The organism is Enterobacter sp. LM3, from assembly GCF_046622475.1.
Lineage (GTDB): Bacteria > Pseudomonadota > Gammaproteobacteria > Enterobacterales > Enterobacteriaceae > Enterobacter > Enterobacter cloacae_P.
On record NZ_JBJURN010000001.1, the window covers coordinates 102449 to 119012 of the forward strand.

At 53.6% G+C, this 16564-nt stretch carries 13 protein-coding genes; 9 read left to right on the forward strand and 4 right to left on the reverse strand.

What is annotated here, in order from left to right; all coding sequences use genetic code 11:
* The first annotated feature begins 102 nt into the window (after positions 1-102).
* Genes ssuE through ssuB form a run of 5 tightly spaced genes read left to right on the forward strand, consistent with a single transcriptional unit; the run spans position 103 to position 4334 of the window.
* Positions 103-678: an NADPH-dependent FMN reductase gene (gene ssuE, locus ACJ9N4_RS00515; protein WP_182274409.1), complete on the forward strand. Its 576-nt coding sequence runs from the start codon at positions 103-105 to the stop codon at positions 676-678.
* Positions 671-1624, forward strand: coding sequence for a sulfonate ABC transporter substrate-binding protein (locus ACJ9N4_RS00520; protein WP_182274408.1), 954 nt, complete (start codon positions 671-673; stop codon positions 1622-1624). Before ssuE ends, ACJ9N4_RS00520 begins: the two co-directional genes overlap by 8 nt.
* The gene (ssuD, locus tag ACJ9N4_RS00525) at positions 1621-2766 is read left to right on the forward strand and encodes an FMNH2-dependent alkanesulfonate monooxygenase (protein WP_182919722.1); all 1146 of its coding nucleotides are present in this window, start codon (positions 1621-1623) and stop codon (positions 2764-2766) included. Before ACJ9N4_RS00520 ends, ssuD begins: the two co-directional genes overlap by 4 nt.
* A 9-nt stretch (positions 2767-2775) precedes the next feature.
* Positions 2776-3567 (forward strand): aliphatic sulfonate ABC transporter permease SsuC, encoded by a 792-nt coding sequence (gene ssuC / locus ACJ9N4_RS00530; RefSeq protein ID WP_182274406.1) that lies wholly within the window; start codon positions 2776-2778, stop codon positions 3565-3567.
* Positions 3564-4334 (forward strand): aliphatic sulfonates ABC transporter ATP-binding protein, encoded by a 771-nt coding sequence (ssuB, locus tag ACJ9N4_RS00535; protein ID WP_182274405.1) that lies wholly within the window; start codon positions 3564-3566, stop codon positions 4332-4334. Before ssuC ends, ssuB begins: the two co-directional genes overlap by 4 nt.
* Positions 4335-4385: 51 nt before the next feature.
* On the opposite strand, the gene pepN is transcribed toward ssuB, so the two are convergent.
* Positions 4386-6998 (reverse strand): aminopeptidase N, encoded by a 2613-nt coding sequence (gene pepN, locus ACJ9N4_RS00540; RefSeq protein WP_182919721.1) that lies wholly within the window; start codon positions 6996-6998, stop codon positions 4386-4388.
* A gap of 255 nt (positions 6999-7253) precedes the next feature.
* On the opposite strand from pepN, the gene pncB reads away from it, so the two are divergent.
* The 4 genes from pncB (at position 7254) to ACJ9N4_RS00560 (ending at position 13128) form a co-directional block, all read left to right on the forward strand.
* A complete protein-coding gene (gene pncB, locus ACJ9N4_RS00545) occupies positions 7254-8456 on the forward strand; it encodes a nicotinate phosphoribosyltransferase (protein WP_182919720.1) in 1203 nt (400 codons plus the stop codon).
* Positions 8457-8624: 168 nt separating this feature from the next.
* Entirely contained in the window at positions 8625-10025 is a 1401-nt protein-coding gene (gene asnS, locus ACJ9N4_RS00550; RefSeq protein ID WP_182274402.1) for an asparagine--tRNA ligase, read from the forward strand.
* 608 nt (positions 10026-10633) lie between these two features.
* Positions 10634-11752 carry a porin gene (locus tag ACJ9N4_RS00555; protein WP_269475514.1) on the forward strand — a complete coding sequence of 373 codons (1119 nt, stop codon included), beginning with the start codon at positions 10634-10636 and terminating at the stop codon, positions 11750-11752.
* A 185-nt stretch (positions 11753-11937) separates the two neighbouring features.
* Positions 11938-13128: an amino acid aminotransferase gene (locus tag ACJ9N4_RS00560; RefSeq protein WP_182274401.1), complete on the forward strand. Its 1191-nt coding sequence runs from the start codon at positions 11938-11940 to the stop codon at positions 13126-13128.
* A 54-nt stretch (positions 13129-13182) separates the two neighbouring features.
* On the opposite strand, the gene ACJ9N4_RS00565 is transcribed toward ACJ9N4_RS00560, so the two are convergent.
* The 3 genes from ACJ9N4_RS00565 to ldtD form a co-directional block, all read right to left on the reverse strand.
* Positions 13183-13830, reverse strand: a complete 648-nt coding sequence (locus tag ACJ9N4_RS00565; RefSeq protein WP_182274400.1) for an MBL fold metallo-hydrolase — start codon at positions 13828-13830, stop codon at positions 13183-13185.
* Between the two features lie 20 nt (positions 13831-13850).
* Positions 13851-14402 carry a YcbK family protein gene (locus ACJ9N4_RS00570; protein ID WP_182274399.1) on the reverse strand — a complete coding sequence of 184 codons (552 nt, stop codon included), beginning with the start codon at positions 14400-14402 and terminating at the stop codon, positions 13851-13853.
* A gap of 176 nt (positions 14403-14578) precedes the next feature.
* Positions 14579-16402: a L,D-transpeptidase gene (ldtD, locus tag ACJ9N4_RS00575; protein ID WP_196391076.1), complete on the reverse strand. Its 1824-nt coding sequence runs from the start codon at positions 16400-16402 to the stop codon at positions 14579-14581.
* Positions 16403-16564: the final 162 nt, after the last annotated feature.

Genomic DNA, 16564 nt, shown 5'->3' on the forward strand with positions numbered 1-16564 from the left:
ATTTCATATAAATCATTTAGTGGAATAACCCCGCAATGTCACACTCCTGAAAATTGTTATCAATGTTAGATAAAAGCAAACAATTAGTTATAAGGAGCAATCATGCGCGTCATTACCCTGGCAGGAAGTCCTCGCTTTCCTTCTCGTTCCAGCGCACTACTGGAATATGCCCGCGAAAAGCTCAATGCCCTGGATGTGGAAGTGTGCCACTGGAACCTGCATAACTTCGAACCCGAAGATCTGCTCTACGCGCGCTTTGACAGCCCGGCACTCAAAACCCTGACAGAACAGCTCAAAGACGCTGACGGGTTAATCGTGGCGACGCCCATTTATAAAGCCTCTTTTTCCGGCGCGCTGAAAACCCTGCTCGACCTGCTCCCTGAACGCGCCCTGGACGGTAAGGTGGTTTTGCCGCTGGCAACAGGCGGGACAGTTGCCCATTTGCTGGCGGTGGACTACGCCCTGAAGCCGGTACTGAACGCGTTAAAAGCGCAGGAGATCCTGCACGGTGTCTTCGCTGATGACTCGCAGGTTATCGACTACCAGCACAAACCTCACTTTACGCCGAACCTACAAACCCGCCTCGATGGTGCGCTGGAAACCTTCTGGCATGCCCTGCACCGCCGGGATATCCAGGCACCTGCGTTTGGTCTGCCGCAAGGAGTCGCACATGTTTAACACCCTGACACGTATCGGGCTGGCAGGTCTGATTGCCCTCTCGTCGCTGGCTCATGCAGCACCGGAAAGTCTGCGCATCGGCTACCAGAAAGGCAGCATCAGCATGGTGCTGGCAAAAAATCATCAGCTTCTGGAAAAACGCTTCCCGGGCACAACATTTTCCTGGGTTGAGTTCCCGGCAGGGCCGCAGATGCTCGAAGCGCTTAACGTCGGAAGTATCGACCTCGGCAGCACCGGAGATATTCCGCCGATCTTTGCTCAGGCTGCCGGGGCCGATCTGGTTTACGTGGGTGTTGAGCCTGCAAAACCGAAAGCGGAAGTGATACTGGTTCCTGAAAATAGCGCGATTAAGAACGTTGCGGAACTCAAGGGCCACAAAGTGGCATTCCAGAAAGGTTCCAGCTCGCACAACCTGCTGCTACGCGCCCTGCAGGAAGCCGGGCTGAAGTTCACCGACATTCAGCCCGTCTATCTGACACCTGCCGATGCGCGCGCCGCATTCCAGCAAGGTAACGTAGATGCCTGGGCTATCTGGGATCCGTACTATTCCGCCGCATTACTGCAGGGTGGTGTGCGGGTGTTAAAGGATGGTACCACGCTGAAACAGACCGGCTCGTTCTACCTCGCCGCGCGTCCGTATGCAGAAAAGAATGGTGCTTTTATCCAGGGCGTCCTCGATACCTTTACGCAGGCCGATGCCCTGACGCAAAGCCAGCGGCAGGAGAGTATAACTCTGCTGGCAAAAAGCATGGGATTACCTGAGCCAGTGATCGCCAGCTATCTTGACCACCGCCCCATCACCACTATCCGCCCTGTGGACGCACATGTTGCTGCACTCCAGCAACAAACCGCCGATCTCTTTTATCAAAATCACCTCGTTCCAAAGCAGGTGAACATTCGCGAACGTATCTGGCAACCCGCTGGCACTGAAGGAACCCAATTATGAGTCTGAATCTTTTCTGGTTTTTACCCACCCACGGTGATGGACACTATCTTGGCACAGAAGAGGGTTCCCGCCCGGTTGATCACGCTTATCTGCAACAGATTGCCCAGGCAGCGGACAGGATCGGTTTTACCGGCGTGCTGATCCCCACCGGACGCTCCTGCGAGGATGCCTGGCTGGTCGCTGCATCGATGATCCCGGTGACTCAGCGTTTGAAATTCCTGGTCGCGCTGCGTCCTGGCGTGGTCTCCCCTACCGTGGCAGCACGTCAGGCCGCCACGCTCGACCGGCTCTCCAACGGGCGGGCGCTGTTTAACCTGGTCACGGGAAGCGATCCCCAGGAGCTGGCGGGCGACGGTGTGTTCCTCGATCACACGGAACGCTATGAAGCATCCGCCGAGTTCACCCGCGTCTGGCGACGTCTGCTTGAAGGCGAAACCGTCACCTTTGAAGGTAAACATGTGCATGTTCGCGATGCAAAACTCTACTTTCCGCCGGTACAACAGCCGCGCCCGCCGCTCTACTTTGGCGGTTCTTCCGATGTGGCGCAGGATCTGGCCGCTGAGCAGGTTGATCTCTATTTGACCTGGGGCGAACCACCTGAACTGGTTAAAGAAAAAATAGCTCAGGTACGCGCCAAAGCAGCAGCTCATGGTCGCAAGGTGCGTTTTGGTATTCGCCTGCACGTGATTGTGCGTGAAACAAATGCAGAAGCCTGGCTGGCGGCCGACCGGCTTATCTCGCACCTGGATGAGGACACCATTGCCAGGGCGCAGGCCGCCTTCGCCAAAACCGATTCCGTGGGGCAGCACCGGATGGCGTCATTGCATAACGGTAAGCGCGAGGATCTGGAAATCAGCCCCAATCTGTGGGCAGGTGTGGGCCTGGTTCGCGGCGGTGCAGGTACCGCACTGGTGGGCGATGGCCCAACCGTCGCGGCGCGGATTAATGAGTACGCTGAGCTGGGTATCGACAGCTTTATTCTCTCTGGTTACCCGCATCTGGAAGAGGCGTACAACGTGGGCGAGCTGTTGTTCCCGCATCTGGATGTCGCCATCCCGGAAATTCCGCAGCCTCGTTCGCTCCAGCTTCAGGGCGAAGCGGTCGCCAACGAGTTTATTCCGCGAAAAGCAGCACAAAGCTAAGGAGCACCTATGTCTGCCACCGCGCAAAAATGGCTGCTGCGTGCTGCCCCCTGGTTTTTACCCGTCGGTATTGTGGTGCTATGGCAACTGGCCTCCTCAACCGGCTGGCTGTCGAGCCGCATTCTGCCCTCTCCGGAGGGCGTTGTAGAAGCGTTTTGGACGCTGAGCATGAGCGGAGAGCTGTGGCAGCACCTGGCTATCAGTTCGTGGCGTGCCGTGATTGGCTTTTCAATTGGCGGAAGTATCGGCCTGATCCTCGGCCTTATCAGCGGCCTTTCCCGCTGGGGAGAACGGTTACTGGACACCTCCATTCAGATGCTGCGTAACGTGCCACATCTGGCATTGATCCCGCTGGTCATTTTGTGGTTTGGCATTGATGAAAGCGCCAAGATTTTTCTTGTGGCGCTGGGGACGCTGTTCCCCATTTATATCAATACCTGGCACGGGATCCGCAGTATCGATCGCGGGCTGGTGGAGATGGCGCGCAGCTACGGTTTATCCGGTTTAGCCCTCTTTATTCATGTGATCCTGCCGGGTGCTCTGCCTTCTGTTATGGTTGGCGTGCGTTTCGCACTCGGCCTGATGTGGCTAACGCTGATCGTGGCTGAAACTATCTCGGCCAACTCCGGTATTGGTTATCTGGCGATGAACGCCCGCGAGTTCCTGCAAACGGACGTGGTGGTGGTCGCCATCATTCTTTATGCCCTGCTCGGCAAACTCGCCGACGTCAGCGCCCAGTGGCTGGAGCGTAGCTGGCTGCGCTGGAACCCGGCTTATACCACTCTGGAGGCCAGAGCATGAATACTGCCCGACTGAATCAGGGGACACCGCTGCTGTTGAATGGCGTCACTAAACGCTACGGTGAAAACACCATTCTTAATGCACTGGATCTGCATATTCCCGCCGGGCAATTTGTGGCCGTTGTCGGTCGTAGCGGCGGCGGAAAAAGCACTTTGCTGCGCCTGCTGGCCGGTCTGGAGACTCCCAACGGCGGGGAGATTCTGGCGGGCACGACACCGCTGGCGAATATTCAGGACGATACCCGCATGATGTTTCAGGACGCACGCCTGCTGCCGTGGAAAACGGTTATCGACAACGTCGGGCTGGGTCTGAAAGGCAACTGGCGGGAAGAGGCCAGGCAGGCGCTGACCACCGTTGGGCTGGAAAATCGCGCGGGTGAATGGCCCGCAGCATTATCAGGCGGACAAAAACAGCGCGTGGCGCTGGCGCGGGCACTGATTCATCGCCCTGGCCTGCTGCTGCTGGATGAACCGCTTGGGGCACTCGACGCCCTGACGCGTATCGACATGCAGGATTTGATTGTCTCTTTATGGCAGGAGCACGGATTTACGGTATTGCTGGTGACGCATGATGTCAGCGAAGCCGTGGCGATGGCCGACCGCGTACTGCTGATAGAGGAGGGAAAAATTGGGCTGGATCTGACTGTCGATATTCCGCGCCCACGTCGCGTGGGGTCAGCAAGACTGGCAGAGCTGGAAGCGGAAGTGCTGGATAGAGTGATGAAGCGTGGAGAAACTGAGTTACAGCGAGTGAAAGCTAATGCCTGATGCCCTCACCCCATCCCTCTCCCACAGGGAGAGGGAGGGTTAACTTTTATATCAGGCCAGTGCCTTGGTGATCTTCTCAAACAGATCGCCAGACAGATTTTCCAGCCCTTTCAGTTGCTCAAGCGCGGCACGCATTTTCGCCTGACGCTTCGCATCGTAGCGTTTCAGACGGATCAGCGGCTCAATCAGACGAGACGCCACCTGCGGGTTACGGCTGTTCAGCTCGGTCAGCATCTCTACCATGAACTGATAACCGCTGCCATCTTCTGCGTGGAAAGCTGCCGGGTTGCTGCTGGCAAACGCACCAATCAGGGAACGCACGCGGTTCGGGTTGCTCATGGTGAAGGAGCGGTGCTTTAACAGACTGCGTACGGTACTCAGAACATCGGCAGACGGGCTGGTAGACTGCAGAATGAACCACTTGTCCATTACCAGACCATCCTGGTGCCATTTGTCATCGTACTCCTGCATCAGCGCATCACGGCACGGCAACTCAGCGGCAACGCTTGCAGCCAGAGCCGCCAGGGCATCGGTCATGTTATCGGCTTCGTGGTACTGCTTGCTCACCAGCGTGTTTGCCAGTTCCACTTCACCGAAGGCCAGATAGCGCAGGCAGGTGTTGCGCAGGGAACGTTTGCCGATATCAGCATGTTCCACGCGATACTCATCCAGCTTGTTGGCGTTGTAAATCGCCAGGAATTCGTCTGCCAGCTCGGTCGCCAGCGTACGGGTCAACGCTTCACGCACCGCCACGATAGCAATCGGGTCGATAATTTCGAACAGTTCAGCGATTTCGCTCGCAGAAGGCAACGTCAGAATTTCAGCCGCCAGCGCCGGGTCAATCTTCTCATCCAGCAGAATAGCGCGGAACGCGTCAGCAACATGCACAGGCAGAGACAGCGGCTGACCCTGTTGATGGCGGTTCACGTTCAGCTTGATGTAGGTCGCCAGCAGACTTTGTGCCGCATCCCAGCGAGAGAAGTCGTTGCGCGCGTGACGCATCAGGAACGTCAGCTGTTGATCGCTCCACTTGTACTCCAGTTTCACCGGTGCGGAGAATTCGCACAGCAGCGCTGGCACCGGCTGGAAGTAGACGTTATCAAAGATAAAGGTCTGCTCTGCCTGGGTCACGTTCAGTACATGATGTACCGGATGACCGCCCTTCTGCAGGGGGATCACTTTACCTTCGTTATCGTACAGTTCAATGCTGAACGGGATGTGCAGCGGATGTTTCTCTTCCTGCTCAGCCGTTGGCGGCGTGCGCTGGCTGATAGTCAGGGTGTAATGCTCGGTTTCCGGGTTGTAATCATCTTTGACGGTCACAACGGGCGTACCGGCCTGGCTGTACCAGCGGCGGAAGTGAGAGAGATCGACGTTAGACGCGTCTTCCATCGCCTGCACAAAGTCGTCACAGGTGGCTGCGCTGCCGTCGTGACGCTCGAAATAGAGCTGGATCCCTTTCTGGAAATTCTCTTCGCCGAGCAGGGTGTGGATCATGCGGATAATTTCAGATCCTTTTTCATACACCGTCAGGGTGTAGAAGTTGTTCATCTCGATGACTTTATCCGGGCGGATCGGGTGTGCCATTGGGCTGGCATCTTCCGCAAACTGCAGACCACGCATGGTACGGACGTTGTTAATACGGTTCACCGCACGCGACCCCAGATCGGAGCTGAACTCCTGGTCACGGAAGACGGTTAAGCCCTCTTTCAGGCTCAACTGGAACCAGTCGCGGCAGGTCACACGGTTACCGGTCCAGTTATGGAAATACTCATGGCCGATAACACGTTCGATATCGAGATAATCTTTATCGGTTGCGGTATCGGTACGCGCCAGCACATATTTGGAGTTGAAGATGTTAAGCCCTTTATTCTCCATCGCGCCCATGTTGAAGAAGTCGACGGCGACGATCATATAGATATCGAGATCGTATTCGAGGCCAAAGCGCTCTTCGTCCCACTTCATGGAATTAATCAGCGACGTCATCGCCCACGGCGCACGGTCGAGGTTACCACGGTCAACAAACAACTCCAGCGCCACATCGCGGCCGGAACGGGTCTTGAAGGTATCGCGCAGCACGTCAAAATCACCGGCCACCAGCGCAAACAGGTAACACGGTTTCGGGAACGGATCCTGCCACTGTACCCAGTGACGACCATTTTCCAGCTCGCCTTCACCTACACGGTTACCGTTGGAGAGCAGGAAGGGATAGAGAGTTTTATCAGCGATAATTTTGGTGGTAAAGCGCGCCAGCACATCCGGACGATCCAGATACCAGGTGATGTGGCGGAAACCTTCCGCTTCACACTGAGTACACAGCGCCACACCGGACTGGTAAAGCCCTTCCAGCGCAGTGTTCGCGGCGGGGCTGATTTCATTCACGATGCGCAGCGTAAAGTGTTCCGGCAAGTTGTTAATAACCAGCTGGTTGTCTTCTTCTTTATAGTCAGACCACGCTTCATCATTAATGTGCAGGGAAACCAACGTCAGATCTTCACCATCAAGACGCAGCGGGACGGCCGTCGCGCTGTGGCGCGTCACCTGGCTTACCGCCGTTACAACGGTTTTTGTGGCATCCAGGTCAAAAGTCAGATCGATATCGCTAATCAGGTAATCCGGCGCACGGTAGTCGTGGCGGTATTTGGCTTGTGGCTGTTGTGTCATAGAAAACCTTATGCATCGTTTGTCGAGTAACGATTCAATATATTCCTGTTGTGTAAAACGCGCTATGCAGAATGTTCATCTTTTCAGGTGCAAGCACCTTTTTTCGCTACATTTTTATAACATGGGGCACAAAATGCCCTCGACCATAAAGGCAGCTTATGTTGTGATCGGGGTTCAATAAATCACTAAACAAGGTATACTCCGGAGTTGTTTATTGTACTAAACGCTCCTGTGAGAGGATGCTACTGCGCACCTATGACTCAATTCGCTTCTCCTGTTCTGCATACGTTGCTGGATACCGACGCGTATAAACTGCATATGCAGCAAGCCGTTTTCCACCATTATTATCATGTCCATGTCGCGGCGGAATTCCGCTGTCGGGGCGACGACTTGCTGGGTATCTACGCAGACTCTATTCGTGAACAGGTCGATGCTATGCAGCACCTGACGCTGCAGGACGACGAATATCAGTGGCTTTCCGGCCTGCCTTTCTTTAAAGCTGACTATCTGAACTGGCTGCGCGATTTTCGCTATAAGCCGGAGCAGGTCATCGTCACCAATGATAACGGTAAGCTGAATATTCGCCTTGAAGGTCCGTGGCGTGAAGTGATCATGTGGGAAGTGCCGCTTCTGGCGGTGATCAGTGAGTTGGCTCACCGCTACCGCTCTCCGGAGATGGGCGTTGAGCAGGCGCTCGCCTCGCTGGAGAATAAACTGGTTGAGTTCTCGCAGTTAACCGAAGGGCTGGATATATCCCGGTTCCGGTTGATGGACTTTGGCACGCGCCGCCGCTTCTCGCGCGACGTTCAGCAGGCTATCGTTGAGCGTCTGCAGCAAGAGCCCTGGTTCGTTGGCACCAGTAACTACGATCTTGCCCGCCGCCTGAACCTGACGCCAATGGGTACCCAGGCGCACGAATGGTTCCAGGCCCACCAGCAAATCAGCCCCGATCTGGCTAACAGCCAGCGTGCTGCATTGGCCGCATGGCTGGAAGAGTACCCGAATCAGCTGGGAATTGCCCTCACCGACTGCATTACGATGGATGCTTTCCTGCGGGACTTTGGCCCTGAGTTTGCTGAGCGTTATCAGGGTCTACGCCATGACTCCGGAGACCCGGTTGAATGGGGTGAAAAAGCGATAGCCCACTACAAGAAACTGGGTATTGACCCGATGAGCAAAGTGCTGGTCTTCTCCGATAATCTCGATTTAGCAAAAGCGGTCGACCTCTATCGTCATTTCGCCTCAAGAGTGAACCTGAGTTTCGGGATTGGTACCCGTTTGACCTGTGACATCCCCCAGGTGAAACCTCTGAACATCGTGATAAAACTGGTGGAATGTAACGGCAAGCCTGTCGCGAAGCTCTCCGACAGCCCGGGTAAAACCATCTGCCACGATAAAGCATTTGTGCGTGCTTTGCGTAAAGCCTTCGACTTACCGCAGATAAAAAAAGCCAGTTAATCCCCCTCGGGAGCCTTGCAGGCTCCCCTTCTCTTATTTATTTCCGATTTCTTCTCTTTTGACTGCGAAATCTGCTTGTCTGATGGCAGATGCCAGGTAACATAGATATCCCCCCATGTAAGGGCGGACAAGTGTTTATTTTTTCCGACTATTAACAGAGAGAATATTATGAGCGTTGTGCCTGTAGCCGACGTACTCCAGGGCCGTGTCGCCGTTGACCAAGAAGTCACCGTGCGCGGATGGGTGCGTACTCGTCGAGATTCTAAAGCTGGCATCTCCTTCCTCGCCGTCTATGACGGTTCCTGCTTTGATCCTGTACAGGCCGTCATTAATAATTCTCTGCCCAATTACAATGATGACGTTCTGCACCTGACAACGGGCTGCTCCGTTATTGTCACCGGGGTTGTTGTTGCCTCTCCTGGTCAGGGTCAGAGTTTCGAAATTCAGGCATCTGCGATTGAAGTGACTGGCTGGGTTGAAGATCCGGACACCTACCCGATGGCGGCAAAACGCCACAGTATCGAGTACCTGCGTGAAGTCGCGCACCTGCGTCCGCGTACCAACCTGATTGGTGCGGTTGCTCGCGTCCGCCATACTCTGGCACAAGCGCTGCACCGCTTCTTCGACGAGCAGGGCTACTTCTGGGTGTCGACCCCACTGATCACCGCCTCCGATACCGAAGGTGCTGGCGAAATGTTCCGCGTTTCTACGCTGGATATGGAAAACCTGCCGCGGACACCGGAAGGGAAAGTGGACTATGACAAAGATTTCTTTGGTAAAGAGTCCTTCCTGACGGTCTCCGGCCAGCTCAACGGCGAAACCTATGCCTGTGCGCTGTCGAAGATCTACACCTTCGGCCCAACGTTCCGTGCGGAAAACTCTAACACCAGCCGTCACCTGGCGGAATTCTGGATGCTGGAGCCAGAAGTGGCATTCGCCAACCTGGACGACGTGGCAGGTCTGGCAGAAGCGATGCTGAAATATGTCTTCAAAGCGGTGCTTGAAGAACGCGCTGATGACATGAAATTCTTCGCTGAGCGCGTAGACAGCGATGCGGTTGCTCGTCTGGAACGTTTCGTCTCTGCCGACTTCGCGCAGGTTGATTACACCGACGCGGTGGCAATCCTTGAAAAATGCGGTGAGAAATTTGATAACCCGGTTTACTGGGGTGTTGACCTGGCTTCCGAGCATGAACGCTATCTCGCAGAGAAGCACTTCAAAGCGCCGGTTGTCGTGAAAAACTACCCGAAAGACATCAAAGCCTTCTATATGCGCCTTAACGAAGACGGTAAAACCGTTGCCGCGATGGACGTACTGGCTCCGGGCATTGGTGAAATCATCGGTGGTTCACAGCGTGAAGAGCGTCTGGATGTGCTGGATGCACGTATGGCGGAAATGGGTCTTAATAAAGAAGACTACTGGTGGTACCGCGATCTGCGCCGCTACGGCACCGTTCCACACTCTGGTTTCGGTCTGGGCTTCGAACGTCTGATTGCCTATGTGACTGGTGTTCAGAACGTCCGTGACGTTATTCCGTTCCCACGTACGCCACGCAGCGCGACCTTCTAATCCCCGCGCAATTTAAAATGGCCAGTTTCTACTGGCCATTATTTTATTCTGCATTGTCAATTTTCGTCAGTTCAAAGTCAGCATCTTTAAACCACAACCCCGTCATAACCACTACCTGTTACGTTTTGTTTCCGTGAAATATCTGTGAACAAAAAATAAACCATACTCTTATTGCAGTTAATCCATCTCTGATTCTTTAGCACAAAATTCAACCGAATTCATAGCCATCCAGAAGGCTGAATAAGATCATAAGAAAAAATGAGTCGTTTAGCTTCTGTTTATAGGAATTGCCTTTAGCCAAATTAAATATAAGCAATTCATATAGATAGCAATAAACACGTCGTTTAATTAGCCAACTAGTTCTGAAATTTGAGATGGTTCACAAAGTTCCCTAAAATACACATTTAGTTACATATAATTTCTTTTTGTTACCCAATCTTGAGGATTGTAGCATTTTCAGGCTAGCGAAACGGTTCTATGAATGGAAAGATGCCTGTCAGATACATAAAGACACCAAACTCTCATCAATAGTTCCGGAAATATTTATTGACAGAATTTATTGACGGCAGTGGCGAGTGTCATAAAAAAACCAATGAGGGTAATAAATAATGATGAAGCGCAATATCCTGGCAGTGGTTATCCCTGCCCTGCTGGTAGCCGGTGCAGCTAACGCTGCAGAAATCTATAACAAAAACGGCAACAAACTGGACTTCTACGGTAAAGTTAACGCCGAGCACGATTTCGTGACCTCTGGTGACAACACCAACAACAACGACGCAACTTATGCGCAGCTTGGTTTCAAAGGCGAAACTCAGATCAACGACCAGTTGACCGGTTATGGCCAGTGGGAATACCGCTTCATGGCGAACCAGGCTGAAGGTACTGCTCAGTCAAACAAAAACCGTCTGGCCTTCGCAGGTCTGAAAGCGGGTGACGCTGGCAGCATCGACTACGGTCGTAACTACGGTATCGTATACGACGTAGAATCTTACACCGATATGGCTCCGTCCTTCTCCGGTATGACCTGGGGCGGTAACTATGTTGATAACTTCATGACCAGCCGTAGCACCGGCCTGCTGACCTACCGTAACAGCGATTTCTTCGGTCTGGTTGACGGTCTGAGCATGGGTATTCAGTACCAGGGTAAAAACGACCGTACTGACGTTAAAACCGCTAACGGTGACGGCGTAGGTTACTCTCTGGGTTACAACTTCGGCGAAGGCTTCGGTGCAATCGCATCTTACAGCAACGCTAACCGTACTCTGAAACAAAAAGCTGACGGTGAAGGCGACAAAGCTGAAGCATGGGGTCTGGGTCTGAAATATGACGCCAACAACATCTACCTGGCAACCACCTATGCTGAAACCCGCAACACCACCCGTACCGGTACTGACGGTGACGCTGGCTTCGCGAACAAAACTCAGAACTTCGAAATCGTTGCTCAGTACCAGTTCGACTTCGGTCTGCGTCCTGCAATCTCCTACGTTCAGACCAAAGGTAAAGACCTGGCTGGCGTGACCAACTCTAAAGGTACCTTCAAAGGTGGTGATGCAGATCTGGCTAAATTCGTCCAGGTTGGCGCAACTTACTACTTCAACAAAAACTTCAACGTGTGGGCTGACTACTACATCAACCTGCTGGACAAAGACACTGCATACGCTGAAACCGTTGGCGGCCTGAACGGCAACGACGACATGGCAGCTGTTGGTGTGACTTACCAGTTCTAATCAGTACACCACTTTGTTATATGCTTAATGAACAGGGCTTCGGCCCTGTTTTTTTTATGCCTGATAGTAAAAAATGGCGACTTTTGAAAAGCCGCACGCTTTTCGTCGCAAACGGTTGGCATTTTGTAAATCTACCGTTAACCTGATAGCGGATTTCACTTCTGTCATCACAATGGAACTTCGTCATGTTTGAGAACATTACCGCCGCTCCTGCCGACCCTATTCTGGGCCTGGCCGATCTGTTTCGTGCCGACGACCGCCCTGGCAAAATCAACCTGGGTATTGGTGTATATAAAGATGAAACCGGCAAAACTCCGGTACTGACCAGCGTTAAAAAAGCTGAGCAGTATTTGCTGGAAAATGAAACCACCAAAAACTACCTCGGTATTGATGGTATCCCTGAATTTGGTCGTTGCACTCAGGAACTGCTGTTCGGTAAAGGCAGCGCAATTGTGAGCAGCAAACGCGCTCGCACAGCACAAACCCCTGGCGGTACCGGTGCACTGCGCGTTGCGGCGGATTTCCTTGCGAAAAACACCGCTGTTAAGCGTGTGTGGGTAAGCAACCCGAGCTGGCCGAACCACAAGAGCGTCTTTAACTCTGCAGGTCTGGAAGTGCGCGAATATGCCTATTACGATGCGGCAAACCACGCTCTGGACTTCGATGGCCTGCTGGCAAGCCTGAGCGAAGCCCAGGCGGGCGACGTGGTGCTGTTCCACGGTTGCTGCCATAACCCAACCGGTATCGATCCGACGCTGGCGCAATGGACTCAACTGGCTAAACTGTCCGTTGAAAAAGGCTGGCTGCCACTGTTCGACTTCGCATACCAGGGCTTTGCTCGTGGTCTGGAAGAAGATGCAGAAGGTCTGCGCGCGTTCGCGGCCGTGCATCAGGAGCTGATTGTTGCGAGCTCTTATTCCAAGAACTTTGGCCTGTACAATGAGCGCGTAGGTGCCTGTACGCTGGTCGCCGCTGACGAGCAGACCGTTGACCGTGCGTTCAGCCAGATGAAGTCTGTGATCCGCGCCAACTACTCTAACCCACCAGCACACGGTGCATCTGTCGTTGCGACGATCCTGAGCAATGACGCGCTGCGCGCTATCTGGGAACAAGAGCTGAACGATATGCGTCAACGCATTCAGCGTATGCGCTTGCTGTTCGTGAACACCCTGGCAGAGAAAGGGGCTGACCGTGACTTCAGCTTCATCATCAAACAGAACGGCATGTTCTCTTTCAGCGGCCTGACAAAAGAACAGGTTCTGCGTCTGCGTGAAGAGTTTGGTGTGTATGCTGTGGCCTCTGGTCGTGTGAACGTTGCAGGCATGACGCCGGACAATATGGCTCCCCTGTGCGAAGCGATTGTCGCAGTGCTGTAATTTGCACCCACAAAAAAGCCTGCATCATGCAGGCTTTTTTTATCTCATTCAGATTTACCAGACAGGCATTTCATCCTGAAGGAACGGGTTATGTAATCGTTCATAACCCAGCGTCGACATCGGGCCATGCCCAGAGATAAACGTCACGTCGTCACCCAGCGGCAATAACTTCTGTTTAATCGACTGAATCAACTGCCCGTGATCGCCGCGCGGGAAATCACTGCGTCCTACCCCACCTTTGAAAATCACATCGCCGGAAATCAGCAGACGAGACTGGTCATCAAAGAAGACGATATGGCCTGGCGTGTGTCCAGGACAATGCAACACCTGTAAAGTCACATTCCCTACGTTAATGCGATCTCCTTCGTTCAGCCAACGATCGGGCGTCAACGGCAGACACTCATCAAGACCAAACATGCGGCTTTGGGCGGGTAAACCCTGCAGCCAGAACTCATCTTCTTTTTCCGGGCCAATCACCGGCACACCATAGTGCTGCGCCAGCTCTGCCGCTGCGCCAACGTGGTCGAGATGACCATGCGTCAGCAAAATCTGCATCAGCGTTACACCACTGGCGGCGACTTCCTGCTTGATTTTCTCAGCGTCACCGCCGGGATCGACAAGCGCGGCCAGTTTGGTTTGCTCGCACCAGATTAATGAACAATTCTGGGAGAACGCGGTAACCGGAATAATACGATAGTTCATACTGCTCCTGTGTTTCGTTATTACCAGTGCCGAACTGGACCGGTATCAATATGCACAAAGTTGCTGCTAGGGTAATATCCTACACCACCTGCGCGCATAGATAACGCAGCTTTGCGAATATTGGCTAACGAAACACCTTCAATATGGAAGTCCATTGCCTGTCCCTTCGTGTGATAGCTTTTTTTCGCTACCCCGCGACTGTGGGCACGCAGTTCGTTATTGGTATCAATGGAACGATAGCCAGAAACGAGCTGTACCGGCTTGCTGGTACCCAGCAGGCCCTGAAGGCGGAACAACTGATCAAATAATCCTGGGTCGATGGCTTTTATTTTATTCGCGCGGAAATCACGGAAAAAATGGTTTAGTCTTGCTAATTCATCCTGAATATAGCCTCTGCCATCGAAGAACTCCGCTTTTAGCGACTCACCGGTATGAAGATTGTTGAGCGTTAAAATACGCGGACGAGGTGTCGAGAGGGTGGCAAATGCTGGCGTCGGCAAGATGGCCGCTGCGCCAAGCGCAACACCACCTAACGCCAGCAGTTTGCGGCGATTAGCGTCAAATTTGTCCATGATAATCAGGTCTACAGGTCAATGTTTATCGTATATATGCTTAGCGCACGAAGGGCACCTTAACTGGCAAAGGCCACTACGTCAAGGCACCCAACCCCAGCAAATACGCGGCCTCCAGCCATATTGCCGCGTATTCGCCATAACTTACGACACCCCATTTTCCCGAACTACTTCATTTACCTGATTAATTGTTCAGCTTTTGACAAAATTTGTGCGCCCGATCGCGCAGTGAGATCATAATTGTAAATATCTGTACGATACTGGGTACGTCCATCTTCGCCAACAAATGCCGTCAGGTAGTAAAGATTGACGGGAATGTTGTGTCGAATATTGACGTAACGTGTATCTCCTTGTTTCAAGGCATCGGAGATACGCGTATCGTTCCAGCCCGCATCCTGCAACAGCATATTCGCCAGTTCCGACGCTTTATTCACGCGCACGCAACCGGAGCTAAGTGCTCGCGTATCTTTCTGGAACAAATTGTGGTTCGGCGTATCGTGCAGATAAATCGCTTCTGAGCTCGGCATGTTGAATTTATAGCGTCCCAGCGAATTGCGCGCGCCAGGAGCCTGCTGGAAACGGAACGGTAGATTAGATGCCGTAATGGTCGACCAGTCTACCATCGAAGGATCAATCGCCTCTTTGCTGTTCCAGCCTCGCATCACCGTGTACCCATGACGTTCCAGATACCCCGGGTCGTTCCAGACCTTAGGCAGAATGTCTTTACGCGCCAGCGTTGGTGGCACGTTCCACGGAGGGTTAACCACCACGTTATTCAGCGCGCTGCTCATCAACGGCGTTTTGCGGTCAGGACGCCCGACAATCACCCGCGAGGCCAGCACTTCGCTACCGTTCTGGTAATAAACCAGGGAGTAAGCGGGAATATTGACCATGATGCCTGTAGATAACGTACCCGGCAGCAAACGCAAACGCTGGATATTCAGCGCCAGCACCCCGGCTCGCTGTGCAGGAGAGACATTCAGCCAGTCACGCGTTGACTGACCGATCACACCGTCATCCCCTAATCCCTGAGCGGCCTGGAACTGCTTAACCGCCGCCACCAGTTCGCGGTCGTAAGCCGCCGGTTTATCGCTAAGCGCTACCGTTTTCGTCTCTTTCGCCGCTGCGGAGGGGCTGACAACAACGCCTTGCGGGTCATCGCCAGGCAGCGCAATTTTTGGCCCGCCGTTCAGAATGCCTGAACGGCGAAGGATCTCACGCAGTGCCGGAACATCGCTGCTCCACTGCCCCGGACGAAGCGATCCCGTTCCCCGTAACTGCGGCCACGGCCGGGAATCAGCCACCAGCGCAAGTAACGATTGATGCATCGTTGCATATTGTGGATGTGCCGGGGCAAGGCTGGCGATAAAACGCGGCAGCTCGCCATTGTCCAGCGCCAGTTGCCACTGGTTAATGACCGACAGCGCAGGCGTCGCCAGTTTGTACGGTTTGTCACTGTATAACCAGCGGTTGCCATTCACCGGGATCCCCGCCACAAACTGGAGGTAGCCCATCATGGCATCGGAGAGCACAACATCCCGCGCCAGGCCCGTCACGGCAGGGTCGGTCAGGCGTTCAACCCAGGTGGTAAACTGTGGCTGAAAACCGGCAATCGCCACTTCTGCCAGCTGTTGCTGGAAGGCTCGTACCGCCTCGCGATTTTCCCACATCGGTTTCATATCGCGCGCGGCATAAAGCAGCGTGAGCTGGTTAATATAAGCAGGCGTGTAGCCGGATGGCAGCCCGGACTGGAGCTGCTGACGAAGAGATTCTGTGTCGATACCTTCAGGTAGCGGCTTAATACCGGCCATAATGGCCGTCGCGGGCGACTGATCCAGCGGCTGCGACAACGACGTTGGCTGTGCGCCTATCGTCGCAGAACTGTCAGTCGGTACCATTTCAGGCTCGTCGGCCTGTGCGGTGAACAGTGGAGCAAACGTCACTGCCAGGCACAAACTCAGCGCTGACAACTGACGACCACGAATTTTCTTTAGCAACATCCCTTGCCCCCTGTTTTCTCACGACATGCCCATCACATTGGGGCTTTTCTTCATTATAGGTAGGCCAAAAACGGGTTGCCTTACCTTATGTAAAGAAGTTTAAAGATAACGTAGCCGTAAGCACAAGTTAAGTGTACAAAAAAAAGCGGCGCTTATGCGCCG